The organism is Deltaproteobacteria bacterium, assembly GCA_011375175.1.
In the GTDB taxonomy this organism is placed as follows: Bacteria; Desulfobacterota; GWC2-55-46; order GWC2-55-46; family DRME01; genus DRME01.
Window position 1 is genome coordinate 1 of sequence record DRME01000006.1, and the last position, 17,144, is coordinate 17,144.

A 17,144-nucleotide genomic window follows, 5' to 3' on the forward strand; every position below is an offset into this window, starting at 1 on the left:
CCCAGACTCCCTCCAAAGACTTTTGACGCCCTGCGGATCATCCCGATTCTGCTTGCAAAATCGGGATGATCCGCAGGGAATTAAAAGTCTTTGAAGGGGCATCATATGCCCGTGGCGGTTGCCCCGGGGAGGCTGTACCGGGGGGGCGGGCCGCAAAGGCGTAAAAAATCCCGCCTGGCGCGGGCCGACCCCCCGGTACAGCCGAAGAACCGAATAATATAGGAAGCTCTGATTAATTACCCTGGGGTAAACTTTCTGTAGAAGGGCCACAGGCCCACGTTTCCCCCAGGGTAATCAAAATGGATCCGGAATGAAGTTCTCCTATGACCTGCGGCGGCTTGTGGCGGCCGCCTTTGTTGTGAAGCTCGGCTGGGTTGTCGTGATCGTCGGGGTGCTGGGTTTCCCGCCGGCCGAGGACTTTTACGACGACATAGCGGTCAACCTTCTCCTGGGCAACGGCTTTGTCATAGAGCCCGGCTCGGCGCCCGTGCTCTACCGGCCGCCGCTCTATCCGCTTTTTCTGGCCGGGCTTTTCAGGCTCACGGGGCCGTCTTTCTGGCCGGTCGCGGCCGCGCAGGCGGTGATGGACACGGCCACCGCGGCGCTCACCTACCTTGCGGCGCGGGAGTTTCTGCCCCGGCGCACGGCCTGGCTCGGCGCCCTGTCCTTCGCGTTCTACCCCTTCGCCTCGCTCTACACGGTGAGGATGCTGACGGAGCCGCTCTTTACGATGCTGCTCATGCTCTCGGTGCTGCTCATGGTGCGGCTGGTGAAGGAGGGGGGAGGCCCGCCCGCCGGGGCGGCGGCCCTGGGGGTCGTCTTCGGGGCCCTGCTGCTCACGAGGGCGTCGGCCCAGTATCTGCCGGTGCTCTTCGGGCTCTACCTCGTCATTACGGGCGACAGTGTCGTCAGGTCGGCGAAGAGGGCGGCCGTCATGCTCGCCTGCGTTGCCGTGGTGACGGCCCCCTGGCTTGCGCGTAACTACATGGTGACCGGAGAGCTCCTCATGGGCACGGGCGGGGGATACAACCTCTGGCTCGGGAACCACGTGCCCACCGACGGCCGCGACAACGACGAGCTCTCGGGCCGGCGCCTTGCGCTCCTTCTCGACTCCATAAGGGAGATCGGCGGCGGCGAGAGCCAGTTCACCGTGGCCAACGACCGGGCCTTCATGGCCGAGGCGCTCAGGAACATGCGGGAAGAGCCGGCCGCAACGGCGCTCTTGGCGGCCAGGAAGCTCTTTCGCTTCTGGGCCGACATCTACCACCCGGAGAACCGGTGGTTCGCGGCGGGGCTCGCCGTGGTTCAGGCGGCGCTGCTCGTGCTCGCCTTTTACGGGGTCCTTGCCGCCTGCGCCGCGGCGCCGCGGCGCAGGCGGCTTCTGATGGCCGTGCCCGTAGCAACGGTCCTGTACTTCAACGCCGTACACGCCGCCGTGGTGGCCACCTTCCGCTACTGCGTGCCCGTAATGCCCATAGTCATGGCCTTCGCCGTCCACGCCGTGACGGAGCTCCGCGGGGCGGGCGACGGGGCTGGCGGCGGGGAGGCCGCGCCGTGAGCCGGACCGTGCGCACGCCGGCCGGGGCCGCCTTGGAGCGGGTGGCGGCGGCCGGAGAGGGCAGGGCCGCGCTTTTTGTCTTCGGCGTCACGGTGGTGTCGAACGCCCTCATGGCGGCCGCATTCTTCGGCCTGGGCCTTGCCAACAGGGGGACCATGGAGTACGAGGCCCTGGCCCGGAGCCTCGCCTCCGGCGCCGGCTTCGTGCTCGAGCCCGGAGGGGCGCCCGTGCTCTGGCGCCCTCCCCTATATATACTGTTCCTGGCCGCTTTCCACGGGCTCCCGGCCGACCCCTACCCCTTCGTCGTGGCGGCCCAGGTGGCGATGAACGGCCTTACGGGCGTGGTCCTCTACCGCACGGCAAGCCGCCTCTTCGACGGCGCCACTGCCATGGCGGCGGCGCTGGCGCTGGCCGTCCACCCGATCTTCGTCTTCAACGCCCTGAGGCTCATGCCCGAGACCTTCTTCTCGCTCCTGCTCGCCGTGCTCGCCGCCCTGACGGCGCGTTTCTTCGCCGGCAGGGAGCCGGGGCCGAAAGATGCGGCGGCCGTGGGGCTTGTGACGGGACTTCTGAGCCTTACGAGGGCGTCCATACAGTTCTATATCCCCTTTCTCGCCGCGGCGGCGCTGCTTGCGGGAGAGAGAGGCCGGAGAGCGGCGGTGGTGAAGGCCGCGGCCCTGGCCGCCGTCGTCATGGCCGCCGTCGTGGCGCCCTGGACGGTGCGCAACTATCTCGTCTCCGGCGAGTTCATCGCCATAGACACCTCGGGCGGCTACACCTTCTGGATAGGCAACCGCACGGCCACCGACGGACTCGACGACGACCCCCTCACGGCGGAGCAGTTCGACGAGATAAAGCGCGACATAGCGCGGATCCTGGGCATGGAGTACACCGACGACTTCGACATATCGACCACGGCCTGGGGAAGCGCCCGCGCCTCGTCGCTCCTATACCGCGAGGGCCTGAGAAACGTCCTGGCCGAGCCGGTGGAGACGGTGCTTCTGGCGATCAGGAAACTCTACCGCTTCTGGTTCTCCTACGTGGGGTCGGGCCGGGGCTTCCAGGCCGCCATAGCCCTTCTGCAGGCGGCGGTGCTGCTTCCCGCCCTGGCGGGCCTGTACATCCACATCAGAGACGGCGGCCTGCGGCGGAGCCGCGGCGTCCTCGCCTTCCTCTCCATAGTCCTCTACTTCATGCTCCTCCACATGGCGGCCACGGCCAACGCCCGCTACAGCGTGCCCGTGCTCCCCTACGTCATGCCCTTCGCCGTCGTCGCCGCGAGGGAGGCGGCGCGGAGGGTATGGCGGTGAAGAGGCATGAAAGGCTCGTCCATCTCCCGGCGCTTGCAGCCGCCAAGGCGCTTCTCGGCGTCCACCTCCTCTCAACGGGCTTTACCGTAGTCTCGGGCGACGACCTGCTGCGCTCCCTCATCGCATGGCAGTGGGCCGGGGAGCCCTTTTTCGTCTCCACCGCCTACGGCGAGGCCTCAGTCCTCTGGATGCCCATGCACTTCTGGGTGACGGGCTCGCTCATGAGGGTGTGGCCGGACCCGTGGCTTGCGCCGGCGACGGCGAGCCTCTTCTTCTCCATCATCGTCGTCGTGCTGATCTACCTGATTGCCCGGGAGCTCACTGGCGAGGGCCGGGCGGCGCTGCTCGCGGCGCTCCTTGCCGGCTTCGTGCCCTGGGAGACGTGGCTCGGCGTATCGGGCACGGCGGCGACCCTCTACCAGTCGCTCGTCCTCGCCGGGCTTCTCGCAACGCTGCGCAGCGCCGCCGACGGGGGCCTTGCCCGCCTGCCGCTTGCGGCCCTCTTCTTCCTCCTCGCAACGGCCGTGAGGCCGGAAGGGTGGCTCTTCGCCGGCGTATTCACCCTCTACTGCGCCTGGAGGTGCGCACGGGAGCGCCCGGACCCGGCAGGGACGCTCATCATCGCCCTCTCGGCCGCCGCCGTCTGGCTCTTCGTCCTCTACTGGCTCTGGTTCAACCACGCAAACTACGGCAACGCCCTTTACTTCCTCCAGCGCGCGCGCGAAAGCTACGCCTCCGAGGCCGCAGGCATCGACTCCCTCTGGGTGCGCCTTCTCGGCCTCCCCCTCGTAATGGTAGCAATATCGCCGCTATTATGCCTGCTTACCATCGTTTACCTCATATTCTACTTCAACGATTACCGGCGGGACCGCCTCAAGGCTCTCTGGGTCTGCTTCTCCCTTGCCGGCCTTGCGCTCCTCGCGGCGGCCTCGGCCTCCGGCTCTGGCACGCGCAGCACGCCGCAGCGCTACGTGGTGATCTACCTCCTGCTCTTCGTACCGCTCGTATCGGCCATGCTCTCGCGCTGGCTCGGCGGCCGGCGGTCGCGGCCCCTGGCCGTCTTCGTGACGGCCGTACTCCTCTTCGGCTTCGCCGCGGGCACCTTCGACTACCCCCGCGAGTACGCCGACGAGGCGAGACTCGGCAGGGTCTTGAAGGAGCTGTGGCGCGGCGGCGCGCTCGGAGAGTCGGACCTCGTGGCCGACGAGAGGACGTGGCTCGCCTACGCGGCCCCCGACCGGCCGCCCGGCGGCTTCCGCGACCTCATGTACTCCCTTACGAGACGGTGGGCGCTCCAGGTCTTCTCCGGCAGGCCCGAGGGCTTCGTCTACCGGTTGAGCGAGGACATGGACCTGCGCTTCACCATGGACAGGAACAAGGTCGCAGCCCTCATGGAGAGCGGGCGCATAAGGGCGGCCCTCGTGAGGGGAGCCGCGCCGCGGGCCGGCGCAAGCGGCGCCGTACTGCCCTACACCATAGAGAGGGAGGGGTACACGATCCTCACCGACAGCGCCAGGCTGCGAAGCGCCTTCGAGGCCCACAGGGCGGAGGTGGGCCGCAAGGCCCCGAAAAAACTTGATGATTCCCTCGAGTTTTTGGGTTATAATCTCGACGATAACCTTTTTCCGAGGCACCTGACTCTCTACTTCGGCCTCGGCGGGAAAGGGCCGCCGAAGAAAGCCCTGGTCCTGCTGACGGGCTACGAGGAAGCAGGAGGCGGCCGGAGGGTCGTCACCGAGAGAACGGAGCTTGACCTCTCGTCCTGCGGTCCCGGCGAGGTCGTTGAAAGGCGCATATACTTCCCGGTCGGAGACGGACTGCCGGCCGGATCGTACCGCGTGAGCGTGGACCTCGTCGCCCATGGGAAGGCTCCGGAGAGGCTTCTCTCCACAGGTCCCCTGACGGTCATCACCTCCAAGCGGGATGTCATAAGGAGCTTTCTCGCAGGCGAACGAAGGAACATAGGGCTGCTGCTCAAGGTCGTCTCATCGCTGTAAGCGCCGCCTCAGGGCTGTTCCGCGAAGAACCGGTGACCCGTACGTGATAGACCTCCACGCCCACATCCTCCCCGACATGGACGACGGTCCCGACGACTGGGACGAGGCGCTCGCCATGTGCCGTGCCGCCATGGACGACGGCATAACGAGACTGGCGGCCACGGTCCACACAAACGACGGCGTCTACGACAACGACGCACGAAAGATAGCCGCGCGGGTCGGCGAGCTCGAGGGGCGCATGAAGGCCGCGGGCGGCTTCGACGGCATCGAGATCATGATCGGCGCCGAGGCGGGCATAAGCCCCGACCTGGCCGACAGGGTCAGAGACGGCTCCATACCGACCATAAACGGCAAGAACCACCTGCTCGTGGAGCTGCCCTTCAACTCCATGCCCCTGCGGCTGGAGGAGACCCTCTTCGCACTGCGGGCAAACGGCATACTCCCCATCCTCGCCCACCCCGAACGCAACAGGGTCGTACAGGACTCCCCCGCCGCGCTCGAGCGGATTGTCAGGGCCGGCGCGCTCGTACAGGTGACGGCCTCGAGCCTCGAGGGGACCTTCGGCAAGGGAGCGGCCCGGTGCGCCGAAAGGCTCCTCAGGGCCGGACTCGTCCACAACATCGCCACCGACGCCCACTCCACGGGGGGGCGGCCGCCGGTGCTCTCCGGAGCTTTCAGGAGGGCGAAGAGACTGATAGGCGAGCGCGGGGCCCGAATGCTCGTCGAGGAGATACCGGCCATGATAGCGGACGGGGTGGAGACAGACCCCCTCCGGCTCAAGATACCGGTGAAACGATGGTTCTTCTTCTAAGGAAGCTCTGATTTATTGCACTGAGGGAACCTTTTTGTAAAAAGGTTCCCTCAGACTCCCTCCAAAAACTTTTAACGCCCTGCGGATCACCCCGATTTTGCTTGCAAAATCGGGGTGATCCGCAGGGAATTAAAAGTCTTTGAAGGGGGGCTGGGGGAAACGTGGGCCTGTGGCCCTTCTACAGAAAGTTTCCCCCAGGGTAATTAATCAGAGTTTCCCCAAGTGCCGGGGCGGGGAGACGCGCTCCCGGAACATTCAAGGCCGCAGGCGCCGAGAGTCCCTGGAAGGGGCGATACCGTGAAGAGAGCGACTGTTGTAAAGGGGCTGAACAAGCTGAGACGCATCATAGAGAGGCCGGAGTCCCGGCGCGTAAAGCGCGTCAACCTGGCGGTCACCTACATGTGCGATTCGCGCTGCCTCACCTGCAACATCTGGAAGCGCTACCGCCGGGAGCCCGGCCTTGCAAGCCGGGAGCTCACCGTGGGGGAGTACGAAAGGCTCTTCGAGTCGTCGTGCCTTCGCTCGGTGGACGAGGTGCTCATAACGGGCGGCGAGCCCTTCCTGAGAAGAGACCTGCCCTCGCTCTACGGCCGCCTCGCCGCACGGCTCCCTGCGGCGGCGTTCGTCGTCTCCACCAACGGGCTGCGCAGGGAACGGATAATCGCACACCTCGGCGAGATGATGACCGGGGCGGGGGCTGAAAGTCCGCCGGCCGTCGTATTCTCGCTCGACGGCCTGGGCCCCGCCCACGACCGGGTGCGGGGCGTTGCGGGAGGCTTCGAGCGGACCGTGGGGACCATGAAGGAGGTGGCGCGCCGCTTCAAGGATATCCGCCTCGCCGTGAGCTTCACCATAACCCGCGACAACTACAGGGAGCTTCGCTCCGTCCACGCCCTGGCCTCGGAACTCGGCGCCGGCTTCACCATGAGGTTCTTCGCCGAGAGCCCGGGATACTACGCCAACGAGGGGACGGCCGCCGCATGGAGCGAGGCGGAGCTTGACGAGGTCGACGAGGCCGTAAGGGAGGTTACGGAGCGCATGGCGTCGCAGAGAAACGCCCTGGTACGGCTCCTCAATCCCGACATCTACTTCTTCCGCCGTCTCGTCGACTACCAGCGCAACCCGCGCCGGCTGCACCGCTGCTTCTCGGGCACGCACTCCTTCTTCCTCGACCCGGCGGGCCACGTCTACCCCTGCATCTTTCTGGACAGGCCGATGGGCAACATACGCGAAAGACCCTTCGACGAGCTGTGGCTCGACAGAGCGGCCGTACAGACGAGAAGATTCATAGAAAGCGGGCAGTGCCACTGCTGGAGCGAGTGCGAAGTGCTTCCATCGCTGCAAAGAAGGCTTTTCGGCCGCGGCGGCGCTCTCAACGACTGAAACGGCCCTGGCGGCCCCGAAACGAACAGACGTGTCGCAGCGAAGACTGAAGATAGTGATCGTAGAGCCGAGCGGACGGCGCGGGCTCATCCACTACGCCCACGGCCTCTGCTCGGCGCTCGCCGACGCCGGCCACCAGGTGCTCCTGGCCACGTCGGTGGACTTCGAGACCAGGGGGGTCGAGGGCGGCTACGAGGCCATGGAGGTCTTCGACCGACTGCGGCCGAGGGTGGTGAAGCTGTTGCGTTTCTTCACAACCCTCGCCTCCACGGCCCCCGACGTGGTCCACATCCAGGGAGCCGTCCACCCGGCCCTGTACCTGGTGCTCATGAAGGCGGCGAGGCTCGTCTGCGGCGCGAGGATCGTGTACACGGCCCATGAAGTGGCCCCGGTGGGCAAGAAAGGGGCCATCGGGGGGGAACGCACGCTCACGAGGCTCTATGCCGGGGCCGACGCCGTCATAGTCCATGCGGCCCCCCTGGCCGGGGAGCTCTCGGAGAGGTTCGGCGTGCCCGCCGAGAAGGTCTTCGTCCTGCCCATGGGAAACAACTTCTTTTTGAGCCGGATCGATGATAAAATAGATTCTTTGACGGAAGGGGCCGGAGGCGGGAAGACGGTCCTCTTCTTCGGCATCATAGAGCCCCGCAAGGGGCTCATGCACCTGGTGAGGGCCTTCGCCCACATAAGGCGCCGCGTTCCGGAGGCGAGACTGCGCATAGTGGGTCAGCCCTACGAGGACGTAACGCCCTATCTCGAGGAGATAGAGCGGCTCGGCATCGGCGACGCCGTGGAGACGAGCTTCGGCTACGTGCCCATGGAAGAGATCCCCCGCCACTTCAGGTCGGCCCACGTGGTGGTGCTCCCCTACACCTACACGGCCCAGAGCGCCGTCGTGGCCACGGCCTACGCCTTTTCAAAGCCCGTGGTGACGACGGACGTGGGCGGACTCCCGGAGATGGTCGAGCACGGAGAAAGCGGACTGCTCGTCCCGTCGGGCGACGAAGACAGGCTCGCCGACGCCGTGGCCGCCGTTCTCGAGGACGACGGGCTGCGCCAGAGGATGGGCAGGCGGGCCGGCGAGCTCGCCGCGACGAGACTGGGCTGGGACGCCATAGCAAAGGAGACCCTCAAGGTCTATGGGGCGTGAACCGGAACTTTCCATAGCCGTCCCCCTCTACAACGAGGAGGAGAACATCGAGCGCGTCATAGGAGAGCTCACCGAGCGGCTCGACAAAGAGGGCGTCGACTACGAGCTCGTGCTCGTCAACAACGGCTCCCGCGACGCCACGCCCTCGCTCATAGAGCGCATGGCCTCGGAGAACGAGAGGATAAGACCCGTACACCTCAGGGAAAACCAGGGCTACGGCGGCGGCATACTGGCCGGGCTCCGGCTGTGCCGGGGCCGCTGGGTGGGCTACATGTGGGGAGACGACCAGGTCGTGGCCGACGACGTGCTCCGCGTCTTCAGGGAGCTTCGGGACGGAAGGCTCGACCTCTGCAAGGCGCGCCGCGTGGAGCGCCACGACGGCCTCCAGAGAAGGCTCATAACCAAGACCTACAACGCCGTCTTCCCGCTCTTCTTCAAGGTCTCGACCACCGACGTCAACGGCTGTCCCAAGCTCATGCGCCGCGAAGTCTTCGAGGCGCTCCGCATAAGGAGCACCGACTGGTTCATAGACGCCGAGATAATGATAAAGGCCGAGCGCAGGGGGCTTGCCGTCGGCGAGGTGCCGGTCGTCTTCCACGAAAGAAAAAAGGGATCGTCGAGCGTCAACTACAGGACGGTGCTGGAGTTCATCGCCAACATGTTCAGGCACAGGTTCAACGGCTTCTTCGACGAGTGATCCCCGGGGGAAGCTGAAAGGAGACTGACGGCATGCAGGTAGTGATCCTATGCGGCGGCATGGGCACGCGGCTCAAGGAGGAGACCGAGTTCAGGCCCAAGCCCATGGTCGAGATAGGCGGAAAGCCCATACTGTGGCACATAATGAAGATATACTCCCATTACGGCTTCAAGGAGTTCATACTGTGCCTCGGCTACAAGGGCTCGATAATAAAGGAATACTTCCTCAACTACGAGTACATGACAAACGACTTCACCATCGAGCTCGGCTCGGAGAAGAGCATAACCGTCCACAACGCCCGCAACAACCACGACTGGAAGGTGACGCTCGCCGAGACGGGCCTCGACACCCTTACGGGCGGCAGGATAAAGCGCATCGAGAAGTACATCGAGGGCGACACCTTCTTCGCCACCTACGGTGACGGCCTGGCCGACATAGACATACGCGAGCTGCTGGCCTTCCACCGCCGCTCGGGCAAGACGGCCACGCTCACGGGCTTCCATCCCATAAGCCGCTTCGGCGTGATAGAGGTCGACAAGGACTACACGGTCGAGAGGTTCAGGGAAAAACCCAGGCTCGACGGGCTCATAAGCGGCGGCTTCTTCGTCTTCAACAGGAAGATATTCGACTACATCGACGGCGACGACTCGATACTGGAGCGCCAGCCCATGCACAGGCTCGCCGAGGAGCGCCAGCTCGCCATGTACCACCACCAGGGCTTCTGGCACTCCATGGACACATACAGGGACTTTCTCGACCTCAACAGGATGTGGGAGGAGGGAAAGACGCCGTGGAAGGTATGGAACGATGATTAGGGACGGCTTCTGGAAGGACAGGAACGTCTTCGTCACCGGCTGTACGGGGCTGCTCGGCTCGTGGCTCACCATGGCGCTCGTCGAGGCCGGCGCCAACGTGACGGGCCTTGTGCGCGACCACGTGCCGCGCTCGAATCTCAAGTGGAGCGGCTTCGACGAGGCCATAAACATCGTGCGCGGCCCGGTGGAGGATTACGAACTGGTGCTGCGGGCCATGAACGAGTACGAGGTGGAGACGTGCTTCCACCTGGCGGCCCAGACCATCGTGGGCATAGCCAACAGGTCGCCGCTCTCCACCTTCGAGACCAACATCAAGGGCACGTGGTGTCTTCTCGAGGCGGCGCGTCATACGCCCACGCTGCGGCGCATCGTCGTGGCCTCCAGCGACAAGGCCTACGGCGAACAGAGCGAGCTCCCCTACAGGGAGGACGCGCCGCTTCTGGGGCTCCATCCCTACGACGCCTCCAAGAGCTGCACCGACATACTGGCCCGCACCTACTTCCACACCTACGGCCTGCCCGTGGCCGTGAGCCGCTGCGGCAACATCTACGGCGGCGGCGACATCAACTTCAACCGCCTCATCCCCGGCACCATGCGCTCGCTCTACTACGGCGAAAGGCCCGTAATAAGGAGCGACGGCACGCCGCTGCGCGACTACATCTTCGTCAAGGACGCCGTCTCGGCCTACCTGACCCTCGCAAGGGCCCTCGACCGCGGGGAGATCCGCGGCCAGGCCTTCAACTTCGCGCCCGAGCGGCCCGTGAGCGTGGCCGAGCTGGTGGCCCTCATGACGAAGGTCTCCGGCAAGACCCACATCGAGCCCGATGTGCGCGGCAAGGGACGCCCCGACGGAGAGATATACCACCAGTACCTCTCGTGCGAGAAGGCCGGGAAGATGCTCGGCTGGAGGCCGGCCCACACCCTCGAGGAGGGGCTGGCCGAGACCTACAGGTGGTACAGGGCCTTCTTCGATGAAGCGGAGCGCAAGAGGCATGAAGACCCTTGAAGGAAAGAAGGTCCTCGTAACGGGCGCCACGGGCTTTATCGGCTCCCACCTGGTTCGCGCGGCCCTCGAGGCGGGCGCCGAGACGGCGGCCCTTGCAAGGCCCGGCTCGTCGCTTTCAAGACTGTCCGGCGTGCTCGACAGGGTCGAGCTCGTCCGCGCCGACCTCCTCGACCGCCGCACCCTCACCGAGACGGTGCGCTCGCTCAGGCCCCAAGTGATCTTCCACCTCGCGGCCGTCACCGACGTAAGCCGGGGGCTTGCAAGCCTCGACAGATCGCTTGCCGACCTCCGGGCGGCCATGAACGTGGTGTGCGCCGTGGAGGCCGCGGGGACGGAGAGACTCGTCCATACCGGCACGTGCGAGGAGTACGGCGACAACGAAGCGCCCTTCACCGAGGACCAGCCGCCGAACCCCGTCTCGCCCTACTCGGCGTCCAAGGCGGCGGCCACCCTCTATCTTCGCATGTTCCACAAGACCACGGGGCTGCCGGTCGTCATACTGAGGCCCTTTCTCACATACGGGCCGGGCCAGAGCCCCCGCCGGCTCCTCTCGCAGGCCATGCTCTCGGCCCTCACGGGCCGCGCTCTCGACATGACGGCCGGCGAGCAGACAAGGGAGTTCAACTACGTAAGCGACGTGGTCGACGGCATCATGAGGGCCGCCGCGGCCGAAGGGGTCGAGGGCGAGATAATAAACATAGGATGCGGCGAGGAGCGCAGGGTGCGCGACGTGGTGGAGGAGGTCTACCGCGCCGCCGGAGCGCCGCTCAACGTGCGCTTCGGCGCCCTCCCCTACAGAGAGGGCGAGGCCATGCGCTTTTACTGCGACAACTCGAAGGCGCGAAGGCTTCTGGGCTGGCGGCCGGGGGTCGGCCTTGCCGAGGGCATAAGGCTCACCCTGCGCTGGCTCGAGGAAGAAGGGCTCGAGGCGGAAAGGGAGGAACAAGGGCGATGAGCGCCGCCATGGACGGCGTCGAGATTATAAGGCTTCGGCGCCGCGAGGACAGCCGGGGCTGGCTTCTCAAGATACTCATGCGCCACCAGTTGGGCGGCTCCGAACGCTTCGGCGAGATATACGTCACCACGGCCCGGCCTGGCGAGAGCAAGGGGGGCCACTTTCACGAGCTCACAACCGAGTGGTTCGCCCTCGTAAGGGGCAGCGGGGTTCTGACGCTGGAGGACAAGACGACCGGAGAGCGCCGCACGGTGGAGCTCTCCGAGGAGGAGCCGGTGACGGTGAGGGTGCCGCCGATGGTGGCCCACACGGTGAAGAACACGGGCCGGGGGATGCTCTATCTGCTGGCCTACTCGGACAGGCCCTACGATCCCGAGGCGACGGACACCTACGCCGTCGAGCTGTAGCGAAACGATGTGTGCTCCGAAGGTCTCGGTCGTCATACCGGTCTATAACGGCGCCGCCGTCATAGGGCGCTGCATAGAGGCGCTGAAAGACCAGGACTACCCGCGGCGGGACTACGAGATAATAGCCGTCGACGACGGCTCGACCGATGCGACACCGCGCATACTCGACGAGCTGGGCGTGCGGTGGGCGCGCCAGCCCAACGCCGGGCCGGCGTCGGCGCGAAACCGCGGGGCCCGCATGGCCTCGGGCGATATAATACTCTTCATCGACTCCGACTGCGTGGCGCTTCGCAACTGGATAAGCGAAATGGTCCGCCCCTTCTCGGACCCCCAGGTGGCGGCCGTCAAGGGCTCCTACAGGACGGAACAGAAGGGACTGACGGCGCGGTTCGTCCAGGCCGAGTTCGAGGAGCGCTACAGGCTCCAGGAGCGCTTCCGCTATATCGACTTCGTCGACTCCTACTCGGCCGCCTTCAGGCGAAGCGTCTTCCTCGACTCCGGCGGCTTCGACGAGGGCTTCCCCGTGGCCGACCACGAGGACGTGGACCTATCCTACAGGCTCGCGGCCCTGGGCCACAAGATGGTCTTCAACCGCGCCGCCGTCGTGACCCACACCCATCCCGACAGCCCCTGCCGCTACTTCAGGACCAAGATGCGGCGCGGCTGGTGGAGGATGGTGGTCTACAAGAGGTACCCGGAAAAGATGGCCAGGGACACCTACACGCCCCAGACGCTCAAGGCGCAGATCCTCCTCGTCTACGCCATGGCGGGCTCGCTTGCGGCCGCCGCCTTCGACGCGGCCCTCCTTCCCCTCGCTGCGGCGGCGCCCGTTGCGTTCCTCGCAACGACCGTCCCCTTCTGCCTGAAGACGGCCGCCTTCGACCGCGGCGCGGCCCTTGCGGCCCCGGCCTTCCTGCTGCTTCGGGCCTCGGCCTTCGCCATCGGCGTGATCGGCGGGGTGATCGCGGGAAGGGTGCGCCCCGCCGGCGGTGAGGACTGAGCCGTGTTCAAGACCAAGAGATACCTGTCGCCGCTCGTGCTCGTCTTCTGCGACGCCATGGCCGTCACGGCGGCCGTGTACGCAAGCTTCGTACTGCGCATAACGCTCAACCCCTTCTTCACACTCCAGTTCGACATGGAGAAGGTGAGGGATTTCTTCATGGATCCCCTCATCATCATCGTCATATGGATATTCATCTCCACGCAGGTAGGCTCCTACAACATCAACACCATCGGCTCCTTCAAGAACTGGGTGAACACCCTCAAGGCCAACGTCTTCACCATGGTCCTTCTCATCACCCTCTCCTTCATCCTCAAGCGCGAGGAGCTCTCGCGCTCGCTCATCGTATTCTTCTTCCTCTTCAACATCCCCTCGGTCGGCCTCTTCCGTTTCCTGGGGCTCAAGGTCCTCTCGTGGTTCAAGGAAAAGGGGCTGTGGGGCGACAGGATCGCCATACTTGGCACGAACCGCCAGAGCCGGGAGATAGCCAGGCTCTTCGAGGAACGGGGGCACCTGGGCTCGATATTCCTCGGCTTCGTGGAGATGGACGGCACCGGCGGCGGGCGGCCGGAAGAGAGGGAAGGTCCCGGCGGCGCGCCGGTGCTGGGCCGCATAGACGAGATCGAGGGGGTCCTGGCGCGCCACGGCATAAACATGGTCATCTATGTGGACAAGCGGCTCGACGAGAAGGAGCTGGTAAGGCTCGTGGACCTCTGCGACCGCCGGGACGTGAGCTTCGAGGTCCTCCCCGACCTCTACAACCTGACCGAGAGCACCATAAACTTCAACGAGATAGCGGGCGTGCCGCTCATCCAGCTCAGGGGGTTCTGCCTGCCGGCCGACGCCCTGCTTGCAAAGCGCGTCATCGAGTACCTTATCACCGTCGTGCTGACCGTGGCAGCACTGCCCGTCTTCGCCATCGTCGCGGTCCTCATAAAGCTCGAGAGCGAAGGGCCGGTCCTCTTCAAGCAGCAGCGCTACGGCCGCAAGGGACGGGTCTTCACCATGTACAAGTTCCGCTCCATGTACGCCGACGCCGAAAGACTCCGCCCCGAGCTTGCGGAGCGCAACGAGAAGAGCGGATACATCTTCAAGATGAAGGACGACCCCAGGGTGACACGGGTGGGCAGGTTCATAAGGCGCTACAGCATAGACGAGATGCCCCAGTTCTTCAACATCCTGAAGGGCGAGATGTCGCTCGTGGGACCGAGGCCGCTTCCCGTAAAGGACCTGGCCGACATAGAGTCGAGCGAGTACGGCGAGTGGTTCAAGTACCGCTCCCAGTTGTGGCCTGGCCTTACGGGCCTGTGGCAGGTGAGCGGCAGAAGCGAAACGGACTTCGAGGACATCGTGAAGTACGACCTCTACTACATACAGAACTGGTCGCTGCTTCTGGACCTGCGCATCATGCTCCAGACCGTCTTCGTCGTGCTCAAGGGCTACGGGGCGTACTGAGGTGGAGCGTTGAAAAACCCGAGAGATATACTCGTCAACGCGGCGATTCTGTGCGCCTCGCTCCTTGTCTTCTTCATCGCCGCCGAGACCGTGACCCGTCTTGTCATAAGCCGCAGCGCGCCGAACCGGGAGGTCTCGATGAAGCGCATCTTCGTCCCCCTGGACGGGCCGCGGGTCTACGGCCTGCGCCCCGGCGCCTCGTTTCTGGGCTACCGCATAAACTCCCTCGGTCTCCGGGACGACGAAGTGAGCGTAGAGAAGCCGGCAGGCACGGTGAGGATAATAAGCCTCGGCGACTCCATCGCCTTCGGCCAGGGCGTAAAGGACAAGGACGACGTGGTGAGCGAGGTCATCGAGGCCCTCGCCCCGCGGCGTCTCGGCCGGCCCGTGGAAGTTGTGAACGCTGGCGTGCCGGGCTACAACACGGCCCAGGAGCTCGCCTATCTCGAGGAACGCCTCCTGAAGCTCGACCCCGACCTGGTGATCCTCCACGTCTGCTTGAACGACGCCGACCCCGTGGAGCTCGAGCACGAGACCCAGACGCTCTTCACCCCGCCTTCGGACCTCGAGGGCTACAACCTCAACATAAGGACCCTCGTAAACATGTCCTACTTCCTGAGGCTCGTAAAGGCCAAGCTCCTCGCTCTGAGCCCCTCGCTTCGCAACAGGGCCGTCAACATGCGTGTCGGCGAGGCCGCGTGGTCGGCGATGAAGGAGCGGATGGCCCGGATGAAACAACTTCTCGACGGTCGGGGCGTGGGACTTCTCGTCCTCATCTACCCGTGGCAGGTCCAGCTCGAGGTGGACAGGGCGGCCGTGGAGCCCCAGAAGGACCTTGGCCGCTTCCTCGAGGAGGCGGGGATCGAGTACATCGACCTCTACGACCGCTTCAAGGCGGCGGCCGCAGAGGGCGCCCCCCTCTTCTTCGAGGACGGCGTCCACCCGACGGAGAAGGGCCACGCCATAGCGGCCCGCGCAGCCCTCGAGGCCGTCGTCTCCGGGCTCGGCCCCTGAGCCGTCCCGTCGCTGAAAGGAGTAAGCGCCGGAGTGAGTCTTGCACCAAGGGCGGGAAGAAACATATCGCTTAAGTTTCTCGGCGAGGCCCTCTCCAGGGCCCTCGCCGTGGTCTTCGTCTTCTACGCCGCTCGAAAGCTCGGCGCCGAGGACTTCGGCCGCTACTCCTTCGCCGTCTCCTTCGCCTTTCTCTTCGTAATCCTCACGGACCTCGGGCTCAACACCCTGCTCATAAGGGACGTATCGCGCGAGCGGGCCCTGGCCGAACGCTACATGGGCAACGTGCTCGCCATGAAACTCATCCTTTCGCTGGCCGCCTTCCTACTCATCGCCGCGGCCATAAACCTGACGGCCTATCCGCCGCTCATGGTGCGCGTTGTCTGCCTCACGGGGCTCGCCCTCGTATTCAGCGCCCTCACCGACTACATGGCGGCGATCTTCAACGCCTTCGAGCGCATGGAGCTCGAGGCCCTCGTAAAGACGGCGAACCGGCTCTTCATGGTGGTGCTCGGCGGCGGCGTCCTCTTCATGGGCCGCGGCCTGGAGCTCTTCGCGGCGGCCGTGGCGGCGGCCCACGGCGCGGCCCTCATACTCGCCGCAAGGCTCGCCTCGAGGCGCTTCGGAGCGCTCCGGCCCCGCATGGAGCGGCGCTTCTGGCGCGAACTTCTTCGAAGCGCCCTGCCCCTTGCGCTGAGCTCGGTCTTCATGGTCGTCTACTACCGCATCGACGTGGTCATGCTCTCGCTCATGGGGGGCGGCGACGGGGAACTGGGCCTCTACTCGGCGGCCTACAAGCTGGTGGACACGGCCTCGCTCGTGCCGTTTCTCGTCGTCGGCGGGCTCTTCCCCATATTCTCAAGCCTCTTCCGCACCTCGCCAGAGCGGCTGGCGTCGATCTTCGAGACGACCGTCAAGTACCTGCTCGTGGCGGCGCTGCCCATCGCCGTGGGCACGACCATCCTGGCCCCACGCTTCATGGAGCTCATATACGGGGCCGAGTACGCCGGCGGCGCCGACCTGCTGAGGATCCTCATCTGGAACATACCGCTCGTCTTCGTAAACTACCCGATGCTCAACCTCCTCGTGGCCGTAGAGCGCCAGCGCAACAACGTCATAAGCACGGGGCTGTGCGTGGTCGTCAACATCTCGCTCAACGCCCTTCTCATACCGGCCCACGGCGCCGCCGGGGCCGCGGCGGCGACGGTCGCCACCGACGCCGCGCTGCTCGCCATGAACTGCCTCTTCGTGAGAAAATACTTTGGAAAAATCCCGCTCGCCGCGTTATCATACAGACCCGTTGCGGCGGCGGCGCTCATGGGAGTGGCCGTCGTGCGCCTTGACGGGGCGGTCGCCCTCCCCGTCACGGTGGCGGCGGCGGCGGCGCTCTACACGGCGCTCGCCGCGGTCTTCGGCGTGGTGTCGGCCGGCGAGATAAGGGGTCTCAAGAGCGCCCTCGGCAGAGGGCCGCGGGGTGGTGGGGGTCCCGCCCCCGGCGGCGGGGACTCCGGTCCCCTCTGAAGGGGCGGCGACGGGCCGCCGGCCCGGAAGAGGCAGACCGCGGGGAGCGGTCCCGAAAGGAACGAGGCTGC

Annotated in this window: 15 protein-coding genes; all 15 read left to right on the forward strand. The window is 65.5% G+C overall.

All coding sequences use genetic code 11. From position 1 onward, the window contains the following. Positions 1 to 310: 310 nt before the first annotated feature. The 15 genes from ENJ37_00340 (at position 311) to ENJ37_00410 (ending at position 17,073) form a co-directional block, all read left to right on the forward strand. Positions 311 to 1,558 carry a hypothetical protein gene (locus ENJ37_00340; GenBank protein HHL38937.1) on the forward strand — a complete coding sequence of 416 codons (1,248 nt, stop codon included), beginning with the start codon at positions 311 to 313 and terminating at the stop codon, positions 1,556 to 1,558. Then, a complete protein-coding gene (locus ENJ37_00345) occupies positions 1,555 to 2,868 on the forward strand; it encodes a hypothetical protein (protein ID HHL38938.1) in 1,314 nt (437 codons plus the stop codon). The genes ENJ37_00340 and ENJ37_00345 overlap by 4 nt, the downstream gene beginning before the upstream one ends. Beyond that, on the forward strand, positions 2,859 to 4,865 hold the full coding sequence (locus tag ENJ37_00350; GenBank protein ID HHL38939.1) for a hypothetical protein: 2,007 nt from the start codon (positions 2,859 to 2,861) through the stop codon (positions 4,863 to 4,865). Before ENJ37_00345 ends, ENJ37_00350 begins: the two co-directional genes overlap by 10 nt. 43 nt (positions 4,866 to 4,908) lie before the next feature. Continuing rightward, positions 4,909 to 5,676, forward strand: a complete 768-nt coding sequence (locus ENJ37_00355; GenBank protein ID HHL38940.1) for a capsular biosynthesis protein — start codon at positions 4,909 to 4,911, stop codon at positions 5,674 to 5,676. Positions 5,677 to 5,973: 297 nt separating this feature from the next. Further along, positions 5,974 to 7,059: a radical SAM protein gene (locus ENJ37_00360; protein HHL38941.1), complete on the forward strand. Its 1,086-nt coding sequence runs from the start codon at positions 5,974 to 5,976 to the stop codon at positions 7,057 to 7,059. Positions 7,060 to 7,090: 31 nt separating this feature from the next. After that, a complete protein-coding gene (locus ENJ37_00365) occupies positions 7,091 to 8,206 on the forward strand; it encodes a glycosyltransferase family 1 protein (GenBank protein ID HHL38942.1) in 1,116 nt (371 codons plus the stop codon). Further along, positions 8,196 to 8,903 carry a glycosyltransferase family 2 protein gene (locus ENJ37_00370; protein ID HHL38943.1) on the forward strand — a complete coding sequence of 236 codons (708 nt, stop codon included), beginning with the start codon at positions 8,196 to 8,198 and terminating at the stop codon, positions 8,901 to 8,903. The genes ENJ37_00365 and ENJ37_00370 overlap by 11 nt, the downstream gene beginning before the upstream one ends. 32 nt (positions 8,904 to 8,935) lie before the next feature. Further along, a complete protein-coding gene (gene rfbF, locus ENJ37_00375; protein ID HHL38944.1) occupies positions 8,936 to 9,718 on the forward strand; it encodes a glucose-1-phosphate cytidylyltransferase in 783 nt (260 codons plus the stop codon). Further along, positions 9,711 to 10,724 carry an NAD-dependent epimerase/dehydratase family protein gene (locus ENJ37_00380; GenBank protein HHL38945.1) on the forward strand — a complete coding sequence of 338 codons (1,014 nt, stop codon included), beginning with the start codon at positions 9,711 to 9,713 and terminating at the stop codon, positions 10,722 to 10,724. The genes rfbF and ENJ37_00380 overlap by 8 nt, the downstream gene beginning before the upstream one ends. After that, complete coding sequence (locus ENJ37_00385) at positions 10,690 to 11,679, forward strand: NAD-dependent epimerase/dehydratase family protein (GenBank protein HHL38946.1); 990 nt, start codon at positions 10,690 to 10,692, stop codon at positions 11,677 to 11,679. Before ENJ37_00380 ends, ENJ37_00385 begins: the two co-directional genes overlap by 35 nt. Continuing rightward, positions 11,676 to 12,086 (forward strand): cupin domain-containing protein, encoded by a 411-nt coding sequence (locus ENJ37_00390; protein ID HHL38947.1) that lies wholly within the window; start codon positions 11,676 to 11,678, stop codon positions 12,084 to 12,086. The genes ENJ37_00385 and ENJ37_00390 overlap by 4 nt, the downstream gene beginning before the upstream one ends. Positions 12,087 to 12,093: 7 nt before the next feature. Continuing rightward, positions 12,094 to 13,086 carry a glycosyltransferase gene (locus tag ENJ37_00395; protein ID HHL38948.1) on the forward strand — a complete coding sequence of 331 codons (993 nt, stop codon included), beginning with the start codon at positions 12,094 to 12,096 and terminating at the stop codon, positions 13,084 to 13,086. A gap of 3 nt (positions 13,087 to 13,089) precedes the next feature. After that, positions 13,090 to 14,541 (forward strand): sugar transferase, encoded by a 1,452-nt coding sequence (locus tag ENJ37_00400; protein HHL38949.1) that lies wholly within the window; start codon positions 13,090 to 13,092, stop codon positions 14,539 to 14,541. A gap of 9 nt (positions 14,542 to 14,550) precedes the next feature. Further along, the gene (locus ENJ37_00405) at positions 14,551 to 15,555 is read left to right on the forward strand and encodes an SGNH/GDSL hydrolase family protein (protein HHL38950.1); all 1,005 of its coding nucleotides are present in this window, start codon (positions 14,551 to 14,553) and stop codon (positions 15,553 to 15,555) included. A gap of 12 nt (positions 15,556 to 15,567) precedes the next feature. Then, positions 15,568 to 17,073: a hypothetical protein gene (locus tag ENJ37_00410; protein ID HHL38951.1), complete on the forward strand. Its 1,506-nt coding sequence runs from the start codon at positions 15,568 to 15,570 to the stop codon at positions 17,071 to 17,073. Positions 17,074 to 17,144: the final 71 nt, after the last annotated feature.

Excerpts from the sequence above, each read along its gene's own strand:
- ENJ37_00340 (HHL38937.1), top strand. The coding sequence starts at position 311 with ATGAAGTTCTCCTATGACCTGCGGCGGCTTGTGGCGGCCGCCTTTGTT.
- ENJ37_00350 (HHL38939.1), top strand. The coding sequence starts at position 2,859 with ATGGCGGTGAAGAGGCATGAAAGGCTCGTCCATCTCCCGGCGCTTGCA.
- ENJ37_00370 (HHL38943.1), top strand. The coding sequence starts at position 8,196 with ATGGGGCGTGAACCGGAACTTTCCATAGCCGTCCCCCTCTACAACGAG.
- rfbF (HHL38944.1), top strand. The coding sequence starts at position 8,936 with ATGCAGGTAGTGATCCTATGCGGCGGCATGGGCACGCGGCTCAAGGAG.
- ENJ37_00380 (HHL38945.1), top strand. The coding sequence starts at position 9,711 with ATGATTAGGGACGGCTTCTGGAAGGACAGGAACGTCTTCGTCACCGGC.
- ENJ37_00385 (HHL38946.1), top strand. The coding sequence starts at position 10,690 with ATGAAGCGGAGCGCAAGAGGCATGAAGACCCTTGAAGGAAAGAAGGTC.
- ENJ37_00390 (HHL38947.1), top strand. The coding sequence starts at position 11,676 with ATGAGCGCCGCCATGGACGGCGTCGAGATTATAAGGCTTCGGCGCCGC.
- ENJ37_00395 (HHL38948.1), top strand. The coding sequence starts at position 12,094 with ATGTGTGCTCCGAAGGTCTCGGTCGTCATACCGGTCTATAACGGCGCC.